General features: G+C 39.0%; 17 protein-coding genes. 16 read left to right on the top strand and 1 reads right to left on the bottom strand.

Annotation, left to right across the window (positions count from 1 at the left end):
• Nucleotide 1: 1 nt before the first annotated feature.
• From nirB to AC5YCE_RS08720, 9 genes are all read left to right on the top strand, one after another.
• A complete protein-coding gene (gene nirB / locus AC5YCE_RS08760) occupies nucleotides 2-2,548 on the top strand; it encodes a nitrite reductase large subunit NirB (protein WP_496171753.1) in 2,547 nt (848 codons plus the stop codon).
• A gap of 39 nt (nucleotides 2,549-2,587) precedes the next feature.
• Nucleotides 2,588-4,213, top strand: a complete 1,626-nt coding sequence (nirD, locus tag AC5YCE_RS08755) for a nitrite reductase small subunit NirD (RefSeq protein ID WP_496171752.1) — start codon at nucleotides 2,588-2,590, stop codon at nucleotides 4,211-4,213.
• Between the two features lie 161 nt (nucleotides 4,214-4,374).
• The gene (locus AC5YCE_RS08750; RefSeq protein WP_496171751.1) at nucleotides 4,375-7,155 is read left to right on the top strand and encodes a molybdopterin-dependent oxidoreductase; all 2,781 of its coding nucleotides are present in this window, start codon (nucleotides 4,375-4,377) and stop codon (nucleotides 7,153-7,155) included.
• Complete coding sequence (gene mobA / locus AC5YCE_RS08745; RefSeq protein ID WP_496171750.1) at nucleotides 7,152-7,778, top strand: molybdenum cofactor guanylyltransferase; 627 nt, start codon at nucleotides 7,152-7,154, stop codon at nucleotides 7,776-7,778. Before AC5YCE_RS08750 ends, mobA begins: the two co-directional genes overlap by 4 nt.
• 176 nt (nucleotides 7,779-7,954) lie before the next feature.
• Nucleotides 7,955-9,046, top strand: a complete 1,092-nt coding sequence (gene moaA / locus AC5YCE_RS08740; protein ID WP_496171749.1) for a GTP 3',8-cyclase MoaA — start codon at nucleotides 7,955-7,957, stop codon at nucleotides 9,044-9,046.
• Nucleotides 9,047-9,048: 2 nt separating this feature from the next.
• Nucleotides 9,049-9,315 (top strand): MoaD/ThiS family protein, encoded by a 267-nt coding sequence (locus AC5YCE_RS08735; RefSeq protein WP_496171748.1) that lies wholly within the window; start codon nucleotides 9,049-9,051, stop codon nucleotides 9,313-9,315.
• A gap of 1 nt (nucleotide 9,316) precedes the next feature.
• Nucleotides 9,317-9,820, top strand: a complete 504-nt coding sequence (locus AC5YCE_RS08730) for a molybdenum cofactor biosynthesis protein MoaE (RefSeq protein ID WP_496171747.1) — start codon at nucleotides 9,317-9,319, stop codon at nucleotides 9,818-9,820.
• A gap of 86 nt (nucleotides 9,821-9,906) precedes the next feature.
• The gene (moaCB, locus tag AC5YCE_RS08725; protein ID WP_496125508.1) at nucleotides 9,907-10,830 is read left to right on the top strand and encodes a bifunctional molybdenum cofactor biosynthesis protein MoaC/MoaB; all 924 of its coding nucleotides are present in this window, start codon (nucleotides 9,907-9,909) and stop codon (nucleotides 10,828-10,830) included.
• Nucleotides 10,827-12,158, top strand: coding sequence for a molybdopterin molybdotransferase MoeA (locus AC5YCE_RS08720; RefSeq protein WP_496171746.1), 1,332 nt, complete (start codon nucleotides 10,827-10,829; stop codon nucleotides 12,156-12,158). The genes moaCB and AC5YCE_RS08720 overlap by 4 nt, the downstream gene beginning before the upstream one ends.
• Before the next feature lie 281 nt (nucleotides 12,159-12,439).
• On the opposite strand, the gene AC5YCE_RS08715 is transcribed toward AC5YCE_RS08720, so the two are convergent.
• Nucleotides 12,440-14,641, bottom strand: a complete 2,202-nt coding sequence (locus tag AC5YCE_RS08715; protein ID WP_496171745.1) for an OsmC domain/YcaO domain-containing protein — start codon at nucleotides 14,639-14,641, stop codon at nucleotides 12,440-12,442.
• A 395-nt stretch (nucleotides 14,642-15,036) separates the two neighbouring features.
• On the opposite strand from AC5YCE_RS08715, the gene AC5YCE_RS08710 reads away from it, so the two are divergent.
• From AC5YCE_RS08710 to AC5YCE_RS08680, 7 genes are all read left to right on the top strand, one after another.
• Nucleotides 15,037-15,249, top strand: a complete 213-nt coding sequence (locus AC5YCE_RS08710) for a hypothetical protein (RefSeq protein WP_496171778.1) — start codon at nucleotides 15,037-15,039, stop codon at nucleotides 15,247-15,249.
• Between the two features lie 280 nt (nucleotides 15,250-15,529).
• Nucleotides 15,530-16,837 (top strand): DcaP family trimeric outer membrane transporter, encoded by a 1,308-nt coding sequence (locus AC5YCE_RS08705; RefSeq protein WP_496171744.1) that lies wholly within the window; start codon nucleotides 15,530-15,532, stop codon nucleotides 16,835-16,837.
• 392 nt (nucleotides 16,838-17,229) lie between these two features.
• Nucleotides 17,230-18,306: an acyl-CoA dehydrogenase family protein gene (locus AC5YCE_RS08700; RefSeq protein WP_496171743.1), complete on the top strand. Its 1,077-nt coding sequence runs from the start codon at nucleotides 17,230-17,232 to the stop codon at nucleotides 18,304-18,306.
• Entirely contained in the window at nucleotides 18,294-19,124 is an 831-nt protein-coding gene (locus AC5YCE_RS08695; RefSeq protein WP_496171742.1) for a PIG-L deacetylase family protein, read from the top strand. The genes AC5YCE_RS08700 and AC5YCE_RS08695 overlap by 13 nt, the downstream gene beginning before the upstream one ends.
• Nucleotides 19,114-19,713 carry an SAM-dependent methyltransferase gene (locus AC5YCE_RS08690; RefSeq protein ID WP_496171741.1) on the top strand — a complete coding sequence of 200 codons (600 nt, stop codon included), beginning with the start codon at nucleotides 19,114-19,116 and terminating at the stop codon, nucleotides 19,711-19,713. The genes AC5YCE_RS08695 and AC5YCE_RS08690 overlap by 11 nt, the downstream gene beginning before the upstream one ends.
• Nucleotides 19,710-20,366, top strand: a complete 657-nt coding sequence (locus AC5YCE_RS08685; protein WP_496125528.1) for a glycosyltransferase family 2 protein — start codon at nucleotides 19,710-19,712, stop codon at nucleotides 20,364-20,366. Before AC5YCE_RS08690 ends, AC5YCE_RS08685 begins: the two co-directional genes overlap by 4 nt.
• Before the next feature lie 355 nt (nucleotides 20,367-20,721).
• Nucleotides 20,722-21,939 carry an MFS transporter gene (locus AC5YCE_RS08680; protein ID WP_496171740.1) on the top strand — a complete coding sequence of 406 codons (1,218 nt, stop codon included), beginning with the start codon at nucleotides 20,722-20,724 and terminating at the stop codon, nucleotides 21,937-21,939.
• Nucleotides 21,940-21,989: the final 50 nt, after the last annotated feature.

Genomic DNA, 21,989 nt, shown 5'->3' with positions numbered 1-21,989 from the left:
TATGAAAATCATCATGATTGGCCATGGCATGGTCGGACACAAATTTATCGAATCAGTGTTAGAGCATGCAGGTGATGAGGTTGAAATCACAATTTTGGCAGAAGAACCTCGATTAGCTTATGACCGTGTCCATTTGACTGAATATTTCAGTGGTAAATCGGTGAAAGATTTAACCTTATGTCGCGGAGATTTTGCTGATGCTTATGGGATTGATCTTCGTTTAAGCACTAAAGCAGTCGAAATTGATCAAATCAGTAAAACAGTCACCACAGACCAAGGTGATGTATTCAGTTTTGATAAATTGGTGTTGGCAACAGGCTCTTATGCCTTTGTTCCGCCCATTCCAGGTAATGACCGTGATCACTGTTTTGTTTACCGCACCATCGATGACTTAGACGCCCTTAAACAAGCAAGCTTAAAGGCGAAAACTGGGGTGGTGATTGGTGGTGGTTTATTGGGTCTAGAAGCAGCCAAAGCATTACGAGATTTGAATTTGGAAACGCACGTGGTCGAATTTGCGCCACGTTTGATGGCGGTACAGATTGACGATTTGGGCGGAAACGTTCTACGTACAAAAATCGAAAATTTAGGGGTGAAAGTTCATACTCAAAAAGCCACATCTTGTATTGAAGACGGTATATCAAGCACACATGTGATGAAGTTCGGTGATGGTAGTGAACTTGAAACCGATATCATTTTATTCTCAGCCGGTATACGTCCTCGTGATGAACTTGCACGTCAAAGTGGTTTAGTCATTGGAGAGCGTGGTGGTATTGCGATTAATGATTTTTGTCAAACATCTCATCCAGATATTTATGCCATAGGGGAGTGTGCCCTTTGGCAAAATAAGATTTATGGCTTAGTTGCACCCGGTTATGACATGGCGCGTATTGCTGCAAAGCATGTGATGGAACATCCATGTAATGAGTTTGCTGGTGCAGATATGAGTACCAAACTTAAACTTATGGGCGTGGATGTCGCCTCAGTTGGGGATGCACATGCCATGACATCCAATGCTTTGAGCTACTTCTATGCAGATGAAGACAGTCAAGTTTATAAAAAAATTGTGGTCGATGGGGCTAAAACAAGATTGCTTGGAGCCGTCTTGGTCGGTTGTGCGAAAGAATACAATGACTTATTACAAATGATGCTGAACGGATTGGCTTTACCTGAAAATCCTGAAAGCTTGATTATGCCGGGTTACACACAATCCACGACACAAACGGGAGGTAGTGGTGTTGATTTACTCCCAGACAGTGCAACCATCTGTTCATGTAATAACGTTTCTAAAGCTGATATTTGTTCAGCGATTGTAGAGGGATCAACCTCGTTAGGTGCGCTTAAAAAATGTACCAAAGCAGCTACTGCATGTGGTGGTTGTGCGCCACTTGTGACACAAGTGCTAAGAGCAGAATTACAACGTCAAGGGGTTACAGTCAATAATCACCTGTGTGAACACTTTGCTTATTCTCGCCAAGAGCTGTATCACTTGGTGCGAGTCAATGAAATTAAAACATTTGATACGCTTATTGAGCAACATGGTCATGGCATGGGCTGTGACATTTGTAAACCAACGGTTGCCAATATCTTAGCGTCTTGCTGGAATGATTTTATACTTAAACCAAGTCATGCTGGCTTACAAGACAGTAATGATTATTATCTAGGCAATATCCAAAAAGATGGGACGTATTCAGTCGTACCGCGTATGGCAGGAGGTGAAGTTACGCCTGATGGCTTAATTGCCATTGGTCAAATTGCCAAAGAATACGGACTGTATACCAAATTCACGGGTGGACAGCGTGTCGATATGTTTGGCGCACAAGTACATCAATTACCAGAAATCTGGACCAAACTGATTCAAGCAGGTTTTGAATCAGGGCATGCCTACGGTAAATCATTGCGCACGGTGAAATCGTGTGTTGGAAGTACATGGTGTCGTTATGGGGTGGATGATTCAGTCGGTTTAGCCATCCTCTTAGAAAATCGTTATAAAGGTTTACGTTCCCCGCATAAAACCAAAATGGCCGTCTCAGGTTGTACCCGTGAATGTGCCGAAGCACAAAGTAAAGATGTGGGTGCGATTGCAACTGAAAAAGGTTGGAATTTATATGTGTGTGGAAATGGTGGCATGAAACCTCGTCATGCCGAACTATTAGCATCTGATCTCGATACCCAAACCTTAATTCGTTATATCGACCGTTTTTTTATGTTCTACATTCAAACGGCTGACCGATTACAACGGACTTCGGTATGGCGTGACAACTTAGAAGGTGGTCTAGATTATCTTAAAGATGTGATTGTTCATGATTCTCTTGGTATTGCGGATGAGTTAGAACATCGCATGAGCCATGTGATTGGAACGTACCAAGATGAATGGCGCACTGCAATAGAAGATCCTGAGGTTCGTAAACGCTTTATTACTTTCGTGAATGAAAAAGCTGAAGCACAGCATGATCCACACGTTCAATTTGCTGAGGTTCGCGGACAAATCCGTCCTAAAACTCAAGCAGAGCGCGACATGAGTCGTATTCCTGTAGTGGAAGCTTAAAACAAAAACAAAGGAACAATGACATAAAGGAACAATGACATGACAATTTTACAAGATATGAATGAACTGAATTGGATACAGGTCTGTGCACTCGATGAAATTACGCCAAATACAGGTGTATGTGCACTCATTCAAAATCAGCAAATTGCGATCTTCCGTATTGGCAATGAAAAACGTGTCTATGCCCTCAGCAATCAAGATCCGTTTAGCCAAGCATTTGTGATGTCACGTGGGATTGTAGGTGATTTACAAGGTGAACGTGTGGTGGCATCACCCATTTATAAACAGCATTTCAGTTTGGCTACAGGACGTTGTTTAGAAGATAAAGATCAAAAACTTTTGGTCTTTCCAAGCAAAATTGAAAATGGACAAGTTTGTATTAGCCCAACTCCTCAAAAAACCTATATCACCAATACAGGCACCTCACAGGAAAAAATGAAATTAGTGCTGATTGGGAATGGTCTAGCAGGTATGCGCTGTTTAGAAGATTTACTGGATATGGCGCCTGATCGTTATGAGATCACAGTCATCGGTGAAGAGCCGTGGGGTAACTATAACCGTATTATGCTTTCCCCAGTGTTGTCAGGTGAAAAAACCATCGAAGACATCATGTTACACCCACACGCTTGGTATGTAGAAAAAGGAATTCGATTTATTGCCGGTGATGCCGCCGTACGGATTGATCGTCCTCGTAAACAAGTGCATACCCAGAAGGGAGAGGTTGTGGATTATGACCGTTTGATCTTAGCGACAGGTTCAAGACCCTTTATCCCACCGATTCAAGGAGCTGACCTGAAAGGTGTGATGAGCTTCCGTGATATCTATGATGTCAACAATATGCTCGCATATTGCAAAACGAAAAAAAATGCGGTGGTGATTGGCGGTGGATTGCTTGGACTTGAAGCCGCCTATGGGCTGAAACAACGTGGCATGAATGTCACCGTTTTACATTTGATGGATCGCATCATGGACCGTCAATTGGATCCGAAAGCCAGCCAAATGCTCAAACAATCCATCGAGCAAAAAGGTATCCGTATTATGACAAAAGCAAATACTGAATCTTTGAGAGGTCAAGATGGTCATGTCACCCATATTCATCTGCAAGATGGGTCGATTCTTAATGCCGATTTAGTAGTTTTTGCAGTCGGTATTCGTCCCAATATGAGTTTGGCACAAAGTGCGGGATTACGTTGTAATCGTGGTGTTTTGGTCAATGATACGATGCAAACATTTGATCCACGTATCTATGCAGTCGGTGAGTGTATTGAGCATCGTCATCAAACCTTTGGTTTGGTTGAGCCGTTATGGGGACAAGCCTTTATTTGTGCCTCACATTTGGCCGAACATGGCAGCTTAACCTTTAAAGCACCGACGGTTCCCACCCAGCTTAAAGTGAGTGGTTGCGATGTCTTTTCAGCTGGATGCATTGATTTAGAACACACAGGCGCTGAAAAAGATTTTGAAGATATCATCCTAAATGATGAAAAACGGCAAATTTACAAACGCATTATCATCCAAAAAGATAAGGTCATTGGTGCCGTATTATTCGGTGACACCGAAGATGGCACTTGGTATGCAGAATTGATTGCCGATCAAACACCGATTACTTCCATTCGAAACAAATTATTGTTTGGTCAAGATTTTGCATTAAAGAAAGCAGGATAAATACCGTCTTTTATAAATTGAGTGATTTCAAAAAAAGTGATTAATTTTAAAAAAGACCTCTGAAATATTGAACTGTAATATTCGATGCGATATTTCATTCAATTTTTAATGGGTTTCGACCATTCAAATTGATCCTCAACATATTAAGGAGCTGAGCAGCCATGAATAGTATCCCGCTGATGCAGTTGCATAGCTCTGGTGAATCTGACACCTTGGTGACACAGACGACCTGTCCATATTGTGGTGTGGGATGTGGTGTGACAGCAAAAGTCACGCAAACACCTTTAGGGCAAAAAGTGTCAATTGAAGGTGACATCAATCATCCTTCAAATTACGGCAAGTTATGTATTAAAGGCAGTAATTTAGCAGATACAGTGGGTTTAGAAACCCGTGTGCTACAACCGATGATTGGTCGCAGAGGAGCTAGACAAGCAACCCATTGGGATACGGCGTTAAATACTATTGCAGACAAATTTCAACAATGTATTGATCAATATGGAACTGACAGTATTGCCTTCTATGTCTCTGGACAGTTACTCACCGAAGATTATTATGTGGTGAATAAGTTTGTAAAAGGGTATTTGGGCACTGCTAATATTGATACCAATTCTCGTTTATGTATGTCTTCGGCAGTCGCAGCGCATAAACGTGCATTTGGAGAAGATCTAGTCCCTGCAAGCTATGAAGATTTTGAGCAGACAGATATGGTGGTACTGGTCGGCTCCAACACCGCTTGGTGTCATCCTATACTTTATCAACGCATGATGAAGATCAAAGAAAATCGAGATTTATGTGTTGTTGTGATTGATCCGCGCTTTACCAGTACCTGTGAAAGTGCTGATCTGCATTTACCGATATTACCCGGTCAAGACGTTGCACTGTTTAATGGCTTATTACAATATTTAGTCCAACATGGGTATGCAGACCATGAATTTATCTCGCATCACACACAAGGTTTTGAAGATAGCTTAGCAAGTAGTGATCCAGAATCTTCGCTTGAAGCAGTGGCTAAACGCACAGCTATTTCTGTAGAAAAATTAACGCAGTTTTATGAAAAATTTGCTCAACATAAAAAAGTGATGACGCTATTTTCTATGGGGGTGAATCAGTCTTCACGTGGGGTGGATAAAGCCAATAGCATAATCAATTGTCATCTCGTCAGTGGCAAAATTGGTCAACTGGGTTCAGCACCTTTTTCAATGACAGGACAACCGAATGCAATGGGTGGGCGTGAAGTCGGTGGACTGGCAAATATGCTCGCAGCTCATCTGGATATAGAAAATGTTCAACATCAGCAATTGGTGCAAGATTTTTGGCAAAGTCCTCGTATTGCAACACAGGCGGGTTTAAAAGCCGTTGATTTATTTCATGCTGTTGAAAGTGGAAAAATTAAAGCGATTTGGATTATGGCGACCAATCCAGTGGTCAGTATGCCCGATGCAGATCAGATTAAGCGTGCGCTAGAAAAATGCGAAATGGTGGTGGTATCTGATATTTGCATGGAGACGGATACTACCGCTTTTGCGGATGTACTCTTACCTGCTTTGGGGTGGGGGGAAAAAGATGGCACAGTCACTAGCTCGGAACGCAGGATGACTCGGCAACATGCATTTTTAAATGCGACTGCTGAAACCAAACCCGATTGGTGGGCAATATCACAAGTCGCACAAAAATTGGGTTTTCAAGGTTTTCATTTTAAAAACAGCTATGAAATTTTTAAAGAACATGCCTGTTTGTCTGCACATCAAAATGCTGAATTATCCTTGAGAGGTAATACGCCACATTTTCGTTACTTCAACTTAAACGGACTGACTCAATTAACTCAAGATGAATATAACGACCTGCAGCCTATTCAATGGCCGGTTTGGCATAAAAATCAAAGCGAGGATACAGTTAAGCGATTATTCACTCAAGGTCAGTTTGCACATGCCGATGGCAAAGCAAAATTTATCGCGACTCAAGCCATAAATCCTGTCAATAATATGAGTCCTGAGTATCCCTTGATATTAAATACCGGACGTATTCGGGATCAATGGCATACCATGAGTCGAACAGGTTTATCTGCAAACTTAAGTACGCACCGTGCTGAACCCTATTGTGAAATTCATCCAAATGATGCTCTCAAATATGGCATTAGAGACCAAGCCCTAGTTGAATTAAAATCAGCTTGGGGAGTCTGTGTGCTCAAAGCCCAGATCAGTGAAAATATTCGCCGTGGACAAGTTTTTGCGCCCATTCATTGGAATGATCAAGTTGCTTCGGATGCTCGGATTGGGAAGGTGGTTAATCCAGTGGTGGATCAACTGTCTGGTGAGCCTGAATTTAAACATACACCTGTGATGCTACAGCCCTTTTATACTCAATGGCAGGGCGTACTCTATGTTCGCCCAGCATATGAACCATTATTACACAATATTTTAAATCAGATGGCATGGTGGACCAAAATCACGATGGCTAAGACTATCTGTTATGAGTTAGCAGACCGTCAAAAGTTGAGTCATACCACATCTCAACTGAAAGTCTTATTACCATTTACCGATGAAAGCTTTGAATGGCTGAACTTAGAAGACCCTTCTGCTCAAATCTCACATACCGTCATTTTACAAAATGGTGTATTGATCGCAAGTTTGTACATTGCTCCCTCAGCATTGTTACCAGACCGCGATTGGGTGGCAAGCTTATTTAAACGAGAACGTTTAAGTGCAATGCATCGAAAGGCACTACTTGCTGGTCAAGCTATATCAGCAGCAAGCAATGACGGTCCTTTGGTGTGTAGTTGCTTTAAAGTCGGTAAGAATAAAATTATTGATGCGATTAATGAAAATAATATTACGCATGAAACACAAGTGACTGCTTGCTTAAAAGCAGGGGGCAATTGTGGATCGTGTCTACCCGAAATTCGCGGTTTGATTAAAGCTTGTCAAATGGAGCGTACAGAATGAAAAAAATAGTATCAAAAGCTGTAAGTTATCCAAAAACTGACGTGGTGATTCTAGCGGGGGGGCAAGCACGGCGGATGAATGGTATTAATAAGCTTCTACAAAAATTTGACCATGAAATTCAATTCATTAAGATTCATCGACATCTAAAGTCATATGTCGCTAAGGTCTGGGTGAATAGCCATCGGGATCATTCTATTTATAAAAGAATAATTCCATCCGTTGGTTATTTTAAAGATGCTGAAAGTGGTTTTCTAGGTCCATTGATGGGTATGAAAAGCGCGTGGCATCATGTGCAGTCAGATCATGTGTTATTTATTCCATGCGATGTAACATACATTCCCTCAAAAGTTTTGTCTCGCTTACACAAAACCCTCGAATGTCATCCAACAAGTGAAGTTGCTGTAGTTCAATTAAATGGAAAAGCACTTTATCCATTTTGTTTAATGAAAAAGTCAGCATTGGCTAAAATTGAACAACATTTAAAGCAAGGCCAAAGAAGCTTAAGGCTGTGCTTTACTGAGTTAGATATGCAACTCACTCATTTCAAAAATCAAAATATTTTCTTTCATAGCATCAATTCACTTGAAGAGTTACAACAGCATCAACAACTTAATTTTTTGTAAAAACAAATTCTGAATGTCCCCCTTTTTGAATATACAGGCTTAGATTTGATGTAGATGATGAATAAGCTGTTCAAAGCCCAAAGTTGGAACACTTTTTGCTAATTACTTGGCAAGCAAATAGGGCGTAAAGAATAATCCGTAGTGACACGGTGCATATAGCGTCATGGATCAGGCATATGAATAGCATTGCAGATTTCAAAGCAGACTTTAAAAAAACCATGATATTTCAAGATCAATTTGGGCGTCAAAAGCGTAAATTAAGGATCTCAATTACAGATCGATGTAATTTTAAGTGTGTTTACTGTATGCCCGAACATCCAGAATGGATGCAGAAAGATACTTTAGTCAGTTTTGAAGAACTCTATCAATTTTGCAAGTTTATGGTGCAGCAAGGGATTGAGCAGATTCGTATTACGGGTGGCGAGCCTTTAATGCGTCAAGGTGTGATTGATTTTATTCAGCACTTACAAAACCTTAAATCAATAGGCTTAAAGCGAATCGGCATGACCACCAATGGGCATTATTTAAAAAAATACGCGACTGATTTGAAGCAATCGGGTTTGGATGACTTAAATATCAGTCTAGATAGTTTAGATGAAGCCCAATTTGCACAAATAACTCAGCGCTCGCTGGCTCCAGTTTTAGCAGGCATCCTTGCGGCTAAGAAAGCAGGTTTTAACATTAAAATTAATACAGTTTTAATGAAGGGTATCAATGAAAATCAAATCATCAATTTGACGACGTGGTCTAAACAACATGGCTTTGATCAGCGGTTTATTGAATTTATGCCTTTAGATGGTGATCAGAACTGGTCACAAAACCAAGTGGTCAGTGAACAAGAAATACTTAAACAGCTAAGCAGCCGATTTAAAGTTGAAATTTGTCAGGGGCAAGGTTCAAATCCTGCACGTCATTATCTGGTTGATGGTACGCCCATAGGCATTATTTCAACGATTAGTCATTCATTTTGTCATGCGTGTGACCGTTTACGATTAAATGCACAAGGTGAATTTTTTAACTGCTTGTTCGCACCACAGGGGTTAAAAATAAGAAAAGAAATTCAGCAATTATCTAGCAATACATTTGTAGAGAGTGCATTAGATAAGAATGCATATGTAGAGAATTCAGTTTTAGAGAATGCTTCTGCAAAGAATGATCTGCAAGCCAAATTAAAACATTATATCTGGCATAAAGAACAAGGCTTTCATGCCATTCAAAATTCAAAAAATCCTTCTCGAAAAATTAGCATGCATATGATCGGAGGTTAGTTATGTCTGACGTGATAACACAAATGATGAGGATCAAAATCGAAGCTTTTGGCGCAATTCAGCGACTATTACCTGAACAATTGAGTTTTGAAGTCGATAAAGGCGCAATGGTCTCTGAAGTTTTGAATCAAATTACACAGAATCATCCTGATGCATCCCGTTTGCTTGATCGTTGTGCATGTGCTGTTGGAGAGAACATAATTTCAAGACAGAGCCTTTTAGAACAAGAGTGTACTTTGGTTTTATTATCGCCTGTAGCAGGTGGCTGATATGCAATTAAAAGAATTTAATCGAATCCAAGATCAATTATTTTCACAGCAGAATTTTGATGATATTTCTCAATTTCCAGAATGTGGTGGTGTTGGTATTTTTGTAGGTGTGGTACGCAATCATCATCATGGTAAAGCAGTTAAAGCGTTGAAATACACGGCTTATGCGCCTGTTGCAGAAAAAATGATTCGTCAAATTGAACAAGAAGTCCAAGTGAAGTATCAGGTGTCTTACGTTCGAGTCGTTCATCGGATTGGAGCTTTAGGTATAGGAGAGACTGCCATTATTGCGATGTGTTATGCAGATCATCGTCGCGAAGCATTTGCTGCATGTGAAGAGGCCGTTGAGCGGGTAAAACACGAAGTTCCAGTTTGGAAGGAAGAATTCTATGCCGATGGAAGCAGTGAGTTTGTAGAAGGGTGTTGTATCCGTAAAGACCATGTACATGGACTTAAGCATGACCATCATTCTGCACCTACACATAATCAACACACGATTGTCTAATTTTATCGACCAAGTCATAGATCAAAATTTTAAAAAATTTGCTCTTCAGAATGAATCTATAAATTGAATCATAAAAAGGTTTTGCAATGAAAAATGTTGGAATGAAGCCTGAGAGTTACCGCACAGCAATTGCATCGGGTGTACTTCATGCACCATCACATTGCATAGAATTGCTTCGTCATGGCAATACTGAAAAAGGTGATGCGCTTAAAACTGCCCGAATCGCAGGTATATTGGGTGCCAAGCGAACTGATGAGCTGATTCCTCTATGTCATCCTTTACCGATATATCGCGCTGATATTGAATATGAACTTTTTGAAGCCCATGTCGAAATCATTGCAACAGTGGAAACCATTGGTCCGACTGGGGTAGAAATGGAAGCATTGACCGCTGTGAGTCTAGCAGGACTCACACTTTACGATATGCTCAAACCACACTGTGAACCTGAAGATTTATGCTTGGATCAGGTCAAACTTCGTCAAAAGAAAGGTGGCAAGTCACATTTTACGCGTGTACTTAAACAGTGTCTAAAGGCTTCTGTAATTGTTTTATCAGATACCGTGGCTTCAGGTAAGAAACCAGATACTGCGGGACAAAATGTCTTAGACATCTTAGAAAACGCCAATTTTAGCGATATTCGTTATCAAGTCATTCCTGATAGTCCAGAACAATTATTAGCGCTGATCGAACAACAAAAAAATCAATATCCTTTAATTTTAACCGTTGGGGGAACAGGTTTAGGTCCTAAGGATTTAACGGTTGAAACAATACAGCCCTTATTGAGGCGGGAAATTCCAGGGTTGATGGAAGCCTCTCGTAGTTTTGGACAAAAGCGTACGCCTTATGCGGCATTGAGTCGTGGTGTGGCTGGGTATATTGACCATAGTCTTGTCATGACTTTACCCGGAAGTCGTCAAGGTGCCAAAGAGTCTTTGATTGCAGTACTTCCTGCATTGGTTCATCTATTTGATGTTCAAAAAAATATTCCGCATGCAGGAGGCTATCAATGAATCAATTATTCAATGAGCCAACCCAAGAAAAATTGAGAACAACAACTCCTACTGATTCTTCAATACTTCATCTATCTGAACATGAACCTAGTGGATGTGGTGCCGAAGAAGGTTTGATCTCAGTCGATCAAGCTTTAGAGATGATTATTAATCATACGCAACCGTTATCAACTGAAATCATATTGCTGAAGGATGCCTTGAATCATTATTTGGCAAAGCCGATTTATGCTGAAATTGAACTACCCTTATTCTCACAAAGTGCCGTGGATGGATATGCCATTTGCTCAGATCAAATGATTGAGATTCGCAGCCAATTTGACTTAATTGGTGAAATCCGAGCTGGTCAGCTTGTTGAGTTGGAATTAAAGAATGGTCAGGCAGTTCGTATTTTTACAGGAACTAAAATTCCAAAAAATACCTGCACGGTAGCCCGACAAGAAATTGTTGAGTTGGATCAAAAGAACAATATGATTAAACTGACCTCCTCACTTAAATCACACACAGATATTCGTGATGCAGGTGAAGAAATTTCAAAAGGTCAATTATTGGCAGATATTGGACAACAGTTAAATATTGGTGCAATTGCTGCTTTAAGTATGGCAGGGATTAAACAGGTAGAAGTTTATCGATACCCTAAAATTGTTGCTGTGATTACAGGTGATGAAGTTGTTGATCATGTTGCTGATTTACAGTCCGGTAAGATATTTGATGCTAACGCACCCTTAGTTGAAGCATGGTTTAAATCACAAATGAAACACGTCGACATAATGCATGTGCAGGATTCTGCTGAACGAGTTTCGACTTTGTTGAATGAATTGAAAACTCAATATGAGGTCATTATCACGACTGGTGGTGTTTCCGTTGGGGATTATGATTTCATCAGACCTATGGCACTCAAACAAGGCTTTAAGCAAATATTTTGGAAAGTGAAACAAAAGCCCGGCAAACCGATGTTTTTTGCACAATTTAAACCTCAAACTAAAAATTCAGAATCCCAAACTTGTTATTTACTTGGACTGCCTGGAAACCCCGCTGCGGTCTATATCGGTATGCAAATTTACGCATCTACTTTAATTCAATCTCTTCAAGGTCAGAGCAAGGCATTGAATTGGTTCAGTGCAGAACTTCAACATGATTTAAAAATGGATCGCCGTGAACGATTCTTGAGAATGCACGTCAACGTTGATCAAACAAAAATGAAGGTCAACAGTTTGGAAAAACAACAATCACATATGCTCAGCAACTTAATGTTCGCCAATTCCATTGTTAGAATTCCTGCAAATAAAACTTTAGGTGAGGGAGATACAGTACAGGGAGTATTGATTTAAAAGTAGTGATTTAAAAGTAGTGATTTAAAAGCAATTTTGAATAAGGGTATTGTGTTGATTACACTGATCGTACTACTTTTGATTGTTAGAATGTATCTTTTGAGTAGCTAAAGAGCCAATTGATTCTATGTTTGATTGATACCGTTAAAATTTATACAGAAAATAATATTGATTCAGATGATTTTCAATATGCATTTAACTTAGTCGTTTAAATGACTATTAAGTAAGAATAAAAAAAGGAGCAATCATCTGAGATTGCTCCTTTTTTGTTGTATAGCAATTTACTGCGTAGCGACAAACTTAGCGCGAGTAGCATGCAATTTTTTATAGCTTTCGATCAGTCGAAGATGACGGTCTAGGCCTTCTAGCTTCATACTCGTTTGAGCCAAACCATAGAATTTCACATCGCCATGGATAGAGCCAAGTACAGCATTCATACGTTCTTCACCAAACATACGGCGGAAGTTGTATTCGTACTCAGAGAGCTCCATCTCGTCATCAAGTTCGACTTCAAGTACCACATTCATACATTGATAAAAAAGACCGCGTTCTACTGTATTTGTGTTGTACTGTAAGAAAGCTTCAACGAGATCTTTGGCTTCTTCAAATTCTTTTAACGCAAGGTTAATCAGAAGCTTAAGCTCAAGAATGGTCAATTGACCCCATTCAGTATTGTCATCAAACTCAATACCGATCAGGGTTTTGATTTCAGTATAGTCATCAGAATCACATTCTTCTAAACGCTCAAGCAATGCTTCTAAAGCATCATCTTCTAAACGGTGAATATTCAAAATATCTTCACGGAAACCGAGCGATTTATTGGTATTGTCCCAAACAAGGTCTTCAACCAAATACACTTCAGAATAGCCAGGTACTAAAATACGGCATGCTGTTGCACCTAGATGCTTATACACCGCCATATAGACTTCTTTGTCCATGTCTTTAAGAATACCAAATAATTTTTCAGCTTCTTCGGCATTTGAATTTTCACCTTGCGCTGTAAAATCCCATTCTACAAATTCATGGTCTGATTTTGAGCTAAAGAAACGCCAAGACACCACACCACTTGAGTCAATGAAATGTTCAACGAAGTTGTTTGGTTCAGTGACAGCATTGGTGCTAAAGGTTGGCTTTGGTAAATCATTTAAGCCTTCAAAACTACGACCTTGCAATAATTCAGTGAGGCTACGTTCTAATGCGACTTCAAAATTAGGATGTGCGCCAAAAGAAGCAAAAACACCGCCTGTGCGAGGATTCATCAGCGTCACACACATCACAGGGAATTGACCACCCAATGATGCATCTTTAACAAGAACAGGGAAACCTTGTTCTTCTAGACCTTGGATACCAGCAACAATTTTTGGATATTTTGCTAAAACTTCGCTTGGAACATCCGGAAGTGTAATTTCACCTTCCAAAATTTCTTTTTTCACGGCACGTTCAAAGATCTCTGACAGACATTGAACTTGAGCTTCTGCCAAGGTATTCCCAGCGCTCATGCCATTTGAAAGGTATAGGTTTTCAATCAAATTAGAAGGGAAGTAGACCGTTTCACCGTCAGATTGACGCACAAAGGGAAGTGAACAGATACCACGCTCAGTATTCCCAGAGTTAGTGTCATACAAATGTGTTCCTAGAAGCTCATCTTCAGGATCGTAAATGGCTAAGGTGTATTCATCTAAGATTTCTTTGGGTAATTCGCCGTCAGGACCGGGTTGGAACCATTTTTCATCTGGATAATGAACGAACGCAGCATTGGCAATCTCTTCACCCCAAAACTGATCATTATAGAAGAAGTTACAGTTTAAACGCTCAATGAACTCACCTAATGCCGATGCCAAAGCACTTTCTTTGGTCGAGCCTTTACCATTGGTAAAGCACATTGGAGATTGCGCATCACGGATATGCAATGACCACACATTGGGTACGATATTACGCCATGATGCGATTTCAATTTTCATACCTAGACCTGCCAAAATCGCAGACATATTGGCAATGGTTTCTTCAAGCGGTAAATCTTTACCCGCAATAATTGTTTTTCTTTCTGAAGCGAGCGTTGGAATGAGCAATGCTTGCGCATCAGCATCGATACTTTCCACTTCTTCAATGATAAATTCTGGACCAGTCTGAATCACTTTTTTTACGGTGCATCGGTCGATGGATCTCAAGATTCCCTGACGGTCTTTTTCAGAAATATCTGCTGGTAATTCAACCTGAATTTTAAAAATCTGTTTATAGCGATTTTCAGGATCGACTATATTATTTTGCGATAAACGAATATTGTCTGTAGGAATATCGCGTGCAGCACAATAGACTTTTACAAAGTAAGCAGCGCAGAGTGCTGAAGATGCAAGAAAATAATCAAAAGGCCCTGGCGCAGAGCCATCGCCTTTATAGCGGATTGGTTGGTCAGCGATTACTGAAAAGTCATCGAACTTGGCTTCTTGTCGAAGATTGTCAAGATAATTGACTTTGATTTCCATGAAGGCACCTAAAAGTTGTTATCGCTCATATTGATCGTTAACACTAAAAATATAAAAAACTAAGCCGAATCGTAAATCAGAAAGGGACTTAAAACTGGGTGAGAGTCTTGCCTAATACGAGGAACTCTGCGGATATGGGGAGATATTATAAAGAGATTTCGACATATTGATAACTTTAGAATGTATTTCTCTGAAAATAGCGCGTATTTACAAACTCTGAACTGAAATTTTCTATCTTAAAAGACTTAATAATAGTGAAGAGACTTAATAATAGCCTTATAAGCTAAAATAAGTATTTGAACATCGCTCAATTTTTCGCTTGGAAACCTGAAGTGTTTTGGCGATTCATGGTTGTTAAATTTATTTTATTGTCGATTGCTAAGAGTATTCATCGTATGAATAGAGTCAATATAAAGAAACTCAAAATTCAACTGAGCAATGAAAAATGGAGTAAAGAACAAGATATTTTTTTAATTGAAAATAATCATTTAGACATCGAACAGTTAATAGAAAAATTGTCTTTTGATGCAGATGACATTATGGAACGACGTAAAATTCTTGGCTTACTGACTCGGACTCGACAATTGAGAAAGTTTTCGAATAGATAAAATATTAAGCGTACTTCAAATTTAGAATTGCTTTAGAAAACATCAAATAACCATTAACCATATAAAAAAATTATTAGAGCGATATTCATTTAAAATTTTTTAAAGCAGATGTTGGTTCATTCTTTGAATCATTAGACTTTGATCGACAATGAACCTTTTTTTGTAGGCAAGATTGGCTTTAGCGATTAACTTATTTTGCACCAATCATTTTAACCGAAATTTAATTTCGTAATGAAGGCTCGATGTCAGGATTGACCGAATATACATAGGATATGTAAGGATGAATCAATTTCAAAAAAATAGCGTTGTGATTGCACTGGGTTTAAGTCTCGTCAGTTATGCGCATGCTGAAACAAAAAAATCTGTTTTAGCTCAATCTAAAAATCATACAGAAGTAGATCAATTACGTGCAGAAGTGCGAGAGCTTCGCCATTTGTTAGAACAATTTACACAAGCTCAGCAGAAGCAATCTGTTCAATTGCAACAGGTTCAAGAATATTCTACAAATACGAAGCAAACTGATAAAAAAACAAATGGGTTAGGATTAACCCTTGCAGGATCGAACATACATTTCTACGGTAATGTCCGCATGGATGCTCAGTATCAAGCTGAAGGTGGTATAGCATCGAGATCGTATAACCAGATTAGTACGGTTCCCATTGAAGGAATAGCAGAACGCAGTGATGAATTTAAGTCAACGTTGTCTGCAACACGTTTAGGTTTAGATTTCAAAACACCGGTCACAGGTAAAGATGTTTCAGGCAAAATTGAAGTTGATTTCTTAGGTGGTTCTAATTTTGATAATTTACGTATCCGTCATGCGTATGTAAATTATGGAAATTGGCTCATTGGTCAAACATGGTCAAACTTCGCAGTACCAGACTATATGCCTGAGAGTATTGATGCATTAGGTTTTGTCGGTGGAGCAGTTAAACGTACACCGCAAGTTCGCTATAAACACACGTTTAATTCAGATACAAATCTGGTGACTGCTGTTGAAGATCCTAAAGATGCTTCGATCAGTATGCGTATGCCAGCGCTGACTGGTCGTCTGAACCATAAGCTGAGCGATGCATTGTCTGTAAGCGGACGTGCTATGGCGCATGAAAAAAGAATAGACAGTGAAGAAAAGTGGGCTTGGGGTATAGGTGTTGGTGCTAAATACGATTTAAATCCTCAAACCAGTTTCAAAGCGGATTATTACCATGTGAAGGGGGATAGCAGTTTTGTTTCATGGGCGAATAGTGGTGTCTTAAAAACAGCTTCAAATGATTTAGTTCAAAATGAATTTGACTCCATTACTGTGGGAATTACCCAAAAGTTCAATGATCAATTCAGAGGAACACTGGGTTATGGTTTTATGAAGTTTGATGAAGATCAAGAATATATCTCTGCTGTAGCCAATAAAACTGGATCAAATAAAGAACTTTGGCAGGCATGGGCAAATCTGTTTTATAGCCCTGTAAAACCGATTAGTTTAGGTGTGGAATATGTTTATGGTGAACGAACTGCTTTTGCACCAGCGACAAACGGGCAAGACACAGGTATCGACAATCGAGTGAACGCCGTAGCCATTTATAATTTTTAAAGATGTTTGGCTTTTAAAAAGTTTTAAAACTTAATTCGTTTGAATTCTGCATATCTAAATATAGATTTAACTAAGCCCAACAGTAGGATTTATTGGTGGGCTTAGTTTATTGTTGAGCTTACTTTATTGTTGAGCTTAGTTTATTGGTGAATAATATTAAAGCTTCAAATACTGTCAAATGTATCGACTAAGTAAATTATGTGGTTTTAACAGTTCATACAAATATAAGTACATATCTAAACAAAGCACTTGTGGCTTAATACTCAGATTTCACTTAATTTATAAAAACAGTTTTATACCAATATCAACGTCATAATCACTTTATTAACAAAAAAATAAAGCTTAAGGTTTATCAATAAATGAACTAATCATCAAGACTGGGAGCTCGTTTCATGCATCTTGAGGATATCTTGAATACATTTGAAAATTTAAAATCCTTTAGTTCAATTCAATTACAAAAAACACTTCGAGATATTGTCCACGTCTCTGGAAATATTCCTCATCCAGCTCATGGTTATACCTATCAGCGTTGGCAGACATTTGCACAAATCGCGGGGACGAATTTAACACTAGCGAAATGGTTTGAGTCCCACTGTGACGCTTTAAGTATTTTAAATGAACTGAATATAAGAAATATTCCCCAAGGGGTTTGGGCTGTCTGGGCAGCTGAGGGAAGCCAGAATCCATTTCGATGCAACTATGATCCGCAAAATCATTGTACTAATGATCTGGCTCTTAAGGATAAAAATATCATTCAACAGGGTCATGGAGAAAAACTGTGGTGCTCAGGAGCTGATTTTGTGGATTATGGATTGATGACTTTTAAGGACTTAAATAATAAAAGTCTGTTGGGTGTGGTGAATATGCATCATACAGGTATTGAAATTGACCATAGCCATTGGCACGCCGTAGGTATGGGGGCAACCCAAACGGCAAGACTCAATTTTAATAATGTACCTATGAACGTTGTTGGGCAACCCGATGAGTATCTCACTCGTTTAGGATTCTGGCATGGAGCTGCGGGTGTTGCTGCATGCTGGTTTGGTGCAACAGTAAGAATTGCAGTAGCATTAAAAGCATTATTTAAAGATAAAGCAACACCTTATAATGCAATGTATTTAGGTGATGTTTCATCTCAATTGGTTACCACAAAACAACTATTTAAGTCACTCGCAGATAAAATTGATCAAAAACCTTATCTAACCCATGAGTTAGAAATTCGCATATTAAGAGTTCATGTTGAAAAAGTATCGAAATCAGTCATTGAATTAGTAGGCAACGCAATGGGGGCTCGACCGTTTTGTGAAGATGCTATTTTTGCACAATTGGTTGCTGACCTCCCGGTCTTTTTAAGACAGAGTCATGCGGCTCATGATTTAGCAAAAATTGCCGAACTCTCATCCAATACCGTAAAAGAAGATCATGTTCAACATAAAGATCAGGAAGAGCTGAGCCTATGGATGCTTTAAATTTGGAGATGAGTCAAAAAAAGACCGTGGGTAACACAAGTGCATTTATGGATGATCCTAAATCACGTCATATATATGGAAAGGGAACATCAAAACATGACTGGATGAGTTGGGAAGGATTAACAAAGCTTCCAATAATGAATATTGAACAGATTTTTTTAAAGCATGCTAGAGTCGTCATTTTGTCACCTCATCCAGATGATGAAATCCTTGGATGTGCAGGCTTAATTCAACAACTTTATCGACTTAATCGAGAAATTCTAGTGGTCGGTGTAACCAAGGGTACTGCGAGCCACCCACATTCTTCTCAATATTCATCTGATGAGTTAGCTAGATTACGTCCCTTAGAATCGAGACAGGCGCTTGATGTTTTAGTAGGAAAGAATCAGATTCAGTATCTGTCTTTAGGCTTAGTCGATGGAAAAATAACGCAGCAACAAGCTTTATTAGAACAACATCTAAGTACAATCATTCAAGAAAATGACATTTTGATTAGTACGTATGAAAAAGATGGGCACCCTGATCATGAAAGTTTAGGACAATTTGTTACTGAATTTTCACAGAGCAAAGGATTAACACATTTACAGGCCATGATTTGGGCCTGGCATTGGGCTAAACCGAACGATATACAAATTGAATGGACTTCGATTTTAAGATTAGAACTGAATGAAGCGCAGATAGAAAAAAAAGCCAAAGCGATCCAATGCTTTAAGACCCAGATTGAAGATGATAATACTATGCACCAAAGTGCGATTATTCCACCTCATGTCATTGATCGTATTTTGATGCCTTGGGAGTTTTATTTTGATGCAACATAAAATTAAGTACTTTGATCGTTTTTATGATAACAATGATGATCCATGGGGGTATCAATCACATTGGTATGAAGAACGAAAACGCCAAATCTGTCTTGCGATGTTACTGAAATCGCAATATAGCCGTGTTTTAGAAATTGGATGTGCTAATGGATGTTTTTCAAAAAAACTTGCTCAAAGAGCACAATATTTATTGTGTTTAGATGGGCATCCTAAAGCAGTTGAACTCACAAAGAATGCGCTCCAACATCTGAAGCATGTTGATATTGAATGCCGTGTTTTACCACAGGAATTTCCTTCTCAAAAATTTGATCTTATTGTCTTGAGTGAAATTGCATATTATCTCAGTACAGATGAACTGAGTCTTTTAACCGAAAAGTTGTCTGAGCAACTCTCACAGCATGGGATGTTATTGAGTTGTCATTGGCGTCATCCCGTTGCAGATTTTGAATTGGATGGGAATCAAGTCCATCACTTACTGAAGTCACAACTAAAACTGCATCATTATGCCTCATTGACCGATCCTGATTTTTTGATCGATTTATGGACAAAAGAAACGCAAAGCTTGGCTGAACAAGAGGGCATCGTATGATTGGAGTCGTCGTACCTGTACATAACGAAGAAGCTGATTTAACAGAGTGTATTAACGCAATCAACATTGCGATAGGAAAGATTAAATCTCTGAATATTGCTGTAGAAGTGTTATTTGTCATGGATAGTTGCAACGATCATTCCATGGAAATCGTGCAAGGAATGAAGGCTGATTTTATGGTATGCAATTACCAATGTGTAGGTAAAACACGTGCACTTGGTATTGAAGCCTTAATTGAAAAAGGCGTAAATTGGATTGCATGTACCGATGCAGATTCATGCGTACATGAAGATTGGTTGTTAGAACAAATACAACATCAACCGACGGATGTGATTTGCGGTATTGTTGAAATCAATAAATGGGATCATTTGTCTACTGCGAGTAAGCAAAAATACTTGAATCATTACCAAGATCGAATGGGACATCCCCATATACACGGTGCAAATTTATCCTTCAGTCGCGAGGCTTACCTGACAGTGGGCGGTTTTGAACCGCTCCCATCTCATGAAGATGTCAATCTGGTTGAAAAGTTTAAAATGCATCATTATTCAATTATATGGACCAATAAAGTCAGAGTGACCACAAGTAGCCGATTGTTGGCTCGTGCTCCACATGGATTTTCAAGCTTTTTAAGGTCATTAAATGTGGACTAAAATTTCGAATATAATATTGAATAATCGTCTTAGAAATAAAAAAAATAGTGGAAAATTTAAGTTCTTAAAATTGCTCATTATAATTGGAAATTAGGTAGATATTATCAGTTTATATTTTTTAATTTATTGAATTATAAGTAAAAATTTAAATAAATCATTTCTTGGAGTGCTTTACAAATCTTTTTTAGAAAGCATGCTTTAGTACTTTTTTTAATCAAATTACTGTGTATAATTCCGCCAAATTAAAAACCTCTATCCATGATGAATTCTATGCAATATAGAATCTCAAGTAGGGGTTTTTTCTATGGATATACCGTAATGGATTGCCTGAATTCCTTTTTGTGGTGGCGCACACATGATTTACTCAAAAACAGCACTTTTAGATGTACATACTCAGTTAGCTGCTCGAAATCTTGCAACTCGCTTGAGCTTTTTTTCACTTGGACTGAGCACGGCTGCTTGGGCACCTTTGATTCCATTGGCTCAACAACGCTTGCATCTAAATCATGCTGATTTTGGTCTATTGCTGTTGACCATGGGTATAGGCTCGATGTTATCGATGCCAATGACAGGTGCATTAATCAATAAGTTCGGATGTAAAATCCTGATCGGCATAGCACTTATATTGTGCATGATTATTCTTCCATTACTGAGCCTAACTGAAAATGCGCCTTTAATGGCCATCATTTTATTTTTCTTTGGTACGGTGATTGGAAGCTTCGGTGTTGCAATCAACTATCAAGCCGTTGTTATTGAAAAGCAAAATACCAAAACCATGATGTCTGGTTTCCATGGAATGTGCAGTCTAGGTGGGTTATGCGGTGTTTTAGTGATGACGATGTTGTTAGCTTTTGGTGTAATGCCTATGCTTGCAGCATTGGTCATCAGTTTTGTACTTTTGATAATGATCATTGTTGCTGTGCCTTATTGCATTTCTAAGCGCTTTGATCAAGCCCAAAACAATTCGGTAAAATCTCAAGAACAAGACATCAGCAAGGAAAGTCAGAATCAAACATCTAAACCGAATTTAAGTATTATCCTGATAGGCATCGTATGCTTCATCGCTTTTCTTTCTGAGGGAGCGGCTATGGACTGGAGTGGCATTTATCTCGTCAGTAAATTTGGTATAGATGCTTCTTTTGCTGGGCTTGCTTACACCTGTTTTGCATTAACTATGACCATAGGGCGTTTCAGTGGTCGACATGCTTTAAATGCATTAGGTGAGCAAAAACTCATTTCAATCAGTGCTTTAGTTGCAGCTACGGGATTGGTCACGATTGTGATTGCTCCACATTGGAGTATTGTATTGTGTGGCTATTCATTACTGGGTATCGGATGCTCTAATATTGTACCGATCATGTTTTCAAGAGTTGGCCGTCAAACACGAATGCCACAAGCGGCAGCGCTATCTCTAGTATCGACGATAGCGTATACAGGGGGTCTAACTGGTCCAGCATTGGTTGGCTTTTTAAGTGAAATAATTGGACTGAGCTATGTTTTTGCCATGATTTCGATCTTATTGGGATCGATTGTAGTCATTAATCAGTTCACGCGGGTGACTCGAATGTCATAGTTCGAGTTTAAAATAGATACATGAAAATAGATGTTGTATCGCTTTAAAAT

It is taken from the genome of Acinetobacter sp. CY79 (assembly GCF_059515845.1).
Note: the sequence above shows the minus strand (reverse complement) of the source record. Positions and strands in the feature narration are given on the sequence as shown.